We start from the raw sequence: 3,300 nt of genomic DNA, 5'->3' as shown, positions 1-3,300 counted from the left end.
GGCGCGTGCCGCGGCGGCCAAGTCGTCGGGCCAGTCCGGCAGCGGGTCGAGCGGGGGGTCGGCGTACTTCGCGAACTGCGATGCGGCCCGCGCAGCCGGAGCCGCGCCGCTCCATCTCGGTGACGCCGGCTACCGCTCGGGTCTGGACCGCGACAAGGACGGCGTCGCCTGCGAGTGACTCGGCAGGACCGTCCACGACCCGCGCGTCCGAGCCCGGCGCCGGATCGGCTGCCCGGGTGATTCGCCCGGAAGGCGGTGTCGCGCGTCGCGGCGCGGTCCGAGGATCGTGCGATGACCGACGCTGAGCTCGCCCCACCCGGCTGGTACCCCGACGGCGTGACGCCGGGGGTGCGCCGTTGGTTCGACGGCGCGCGGTGGACGGAGCAGACGACGCCCGACCCGGATCGCGCGCACGCGACCGTGGCACCGGTCGCCACGCCCGGACCGGCGGTGGCGTCGACGTCGTGGTCGCCGGCCGGGCAGGCGGCACCGGCCGTCGCGACGTCAGCCGCTCCGGCGGTTGCGACCTCGGCCGCGCCGGCGGTTGCGACGTCGGCCGCACCGGTGTCGACCTTCGGCTACGTGCCGGCGCGCCTCGGCGACTCGCTCAACCTCGCCGACACGGTCTCGCAGGGCGCGGCCTACCAGCTCAACCGGCTGGAGGACGCGCGTGCCGTGCGCCGCACCGCGTTCTGGTTCCTCGGGTTCGCGCTCGGGGTGCTGGCACTGTCGGGGCTCGTCAGCCTCTGGATGCGGGCGGTCGTCAACACGTTCTCGGTGCTGCTCGTGCTGGCCGCGGTCGCGCTCGCGTCGCGGGCGGTGCGCGACTACCGGCGCGCGCTCTTCCGTGGCGCCCCCGCGCTGAGACCCGCGGGCTGGCTCGTGGTCGTCGTGGCGTTCCTGGTCGCGCTCGTACCGGTCGTCGCCGGGCCCGTGGCCGCTGCGCGTGACCTGGAGCAGCGGCTCCAGGAGGAGAGCACCGCGGTCTACTGACGGTGGCCGTCCGCCCGCACCGCGCGGTCGTGGCGGGCGTCACGGTCGCACGGCGGAACTCCCCGGGATGCGGGATCGTTGAGCCGAGGCGAACGTTCCCCTACCTGGAGAGAGATGGACGGCGGCTGTAGTCCTTACCCACCCCACCGACGACGACGACCGGTGAGGGTGGGTGAGCACTGAGATGTGGGTGCTGTCCCTGCTCGTCGGCATGCTCGTGGTGCTCGCGATCACCGCGGCCACGGGCTGGTTCGTGGCGCAGGAGTTCGCGTACATGGCCGTGGACCGGTCGCGCCTCGGCGCGCGGACCGCGGCCGGCGACCCCGCCGCTCGTCGTGCGCTCGCGGTCACGAAGCGCACGTCCTTCATGCTGTCGGGCGCGCAGCTCGGCATCACCGTGACGGGCCTGCTCGTCGGGTACGTCGCGGAGCCCCTGATCGGTGAGTCCCTCGGCGAGGCCCTCGGTGGCGTCGGCGTCCCGACGGGTGTCGGCATCGCGGTCGGCACCGTCCTGGCGCTGCTGTTCTCGACGCTCGTGCAGATGGTGTTCGGCGAGCTGTTCCCCAAGAACCTCGCGATCGCCCGGCCCGAGCCCGTCGCGATCGCGCTCGCCGCGTCGACCACGCTCTACCTGCGCGTCATGGGCTGGCTGATCCGGGTCTTCGACTCCGCGTCGAACGCGCTCCTGCGCGTGCTGCGCATCGAGCCCGTCCACGACGTCGAGCACTCCGCGACGGTCCGCGACCTCGAGCACATCGTCGCCGAGTCCGCGCAGTCCGGTGACCTGCCGACCGAGCTGTCCGTGCTGCTCGACCGCATCCTCGACTTCCCCGAGCGGGACGTGGAGCACGCGATGATCCCGCGCTCGCGCGTCGATGTCGTGCGTCCCGACGACACCGTCGGCGACCTGCGCCTGCGCATGAGCACCGGCCACTCGCGCTACCCCGTCGTGTCCGACGACGAGGACGTGCTCGGCGTCGTGCACCTGCAGGACGTCCTGGCGACGACCGAGCCCGACGACACCCCCGTCGCGGCGCTGCTGCGCCCGCCGGTCCTCGTCCCCACGTCGATGGCGCTGCCCGACGCGCTGCGCGCGCTGACCGGCACCAACCAGCTCGCGTGCGTGCTCGACGAGTACGGCGGCCTCGCGGGCGTCGTCACCGTCGAGGACCTGGCCGAGGAGCTCGTCGGGGAGATCACCGACGAGCACGACCCGGTCACGGGCGCCGCGCCCGTCCTCGACGACGGCGCCTGGGTCATGCCCGGCGACGTGCACCTCGACGAGGTCGAGCGCGCGATCGGCCGCGACCTGCCGCGCGGCGACGTCGAGACCATCGCGGGCCTCGTCATCGAGGCGCACGGCGCCCTGCCGCCCGTCGGCACGAGCGTCCTCGTGCTGCTGCCCGCCGACCCGGCGGAGCTCGCGCACGCCGACCACGCCGAGGAGGTGTGGATGCGCGTCGACGTGCTCGAGGTCGACCGCCACGTCCCCGCGACGGTCCGGGTCACCGTGCCCGCCGAGCCGCCGCCCACCGCCGCCGAGATCGCGGCCGCCACGTCGGAGGAGGCCCGATGAGCCCGCTGGTCGTCGCCGTCGTGACCGTCGCGCTCATCGCGCTGTCGGCGTTCTTCGTCGCGGTCGAGTTCGCGTCGCTCGCCGCCAAGCGGCACCGCCTGGAGGACGACGCCCCGACGAGCCGCTCGGCGCGCGCCGCGCTGCGCTCGTCCGGCGAGCTGACGGTCCTGCTGGCGGGCGCGCAGCTCGGCATCACCGCGTGCACCCTGGCCCTCGGCGCGATCACCAAGCCGGCCGTGCACCACTGGCTGACCCCGCTGTTCGAGTCGTGGGGCCTGGCCGCGTGGGTGTCGGACGTCGCGGGCTTCGTGCTCGCGCTCGTCGTCGTGACGTTCCTGCACCTCGTCGTCGGGGAGATGGCCCCCAAGTCGTGGGCCATCGCGCACCCCGAGTCGTCGGCGACGCTCCTCGCGCTGCCCATGCGCGGGTTCATGTGGCTCACGCGGCCCCTGCTGCGCGGGCTCAACGAGGCCGCGAACTGGTGCCTGCGCAAGGTCGGCGTCGAGCCGACCGACACCGTCGCGAGCGGGCAGAACCCCGACGACCTGCGGCACCTCGTCGAGCACTCCGCGAACGTCGGCGCGCTCGACGCGGCCTACTCCGCGCAGGTCACGGGCGCGCTCGACCTGCAGACGCTCACGGTCGGCGACCTCGCACGCGCCGACCGCGACCCCACCGCCGTCCCGTCGGGGGCGACCGCCGCGGACGTGCGCGCCGCGACCCGGGCGACC

General features: G+C 74.5%; 4 protein-coding genes. All 4 read left to right on the top strand.

Features of this window, described 5'->3' with window-relative positions; genetic code table 11:
- Positions 1 to 178, top strand: a 178-nt coding sequence (locus HGA02_RS13865; protein WP_168679508.1) for an excalibur calcium-binding domain-containing protein, incomplete at its 5' end; no start/stop codon positions are given.
- 113 nt (positions 179 to 291) lie between these two features.
- Entirely contained in the window at positions 292 to 993 is a 702-nt protein-coding gene (locus tag HGA02_RS20475; protein WP_210728578.1) for a DUF2510 domain-containing protein, read from the top strand.
- A gap of 184 nt (positions 994 to 1,177) precedes the next feature.
- Complete coding sequence (locus HGA02_RS13855; protein WP_168679510.1) at positions 1,178 to 2,569, top strand: hemolysin family protein; 1,392 nt, start codon at positions 1,178 to 1,180, stop codon at positions 2,567 to 2,569.
- Positions 2,566 to 3,300: CNNM domain-containing protein (locus HGA02_RS13850; protein WP_168679506.1), on the top strand; the 735-nt coding region annotated here is incomplete at its 3' end. The genes HGA02_RS13855 and HGA02_RS13850, both read left to right, overlap by 4 nt.

This window comes from Cellulomonas septica, from assembly GCF_012396155.1.
Taxonomy (GTDB): Bacteria; Actinomycetota; Actinomycetes; order Actinomycetales; family Cellulomonadaceae; genus Cellulomonas; species Cellulomonas septica.
Note: the sequence above shows the minus strand (reverse complement) of the source record. Positions and strands in the feature narration are given on the sequence as shown.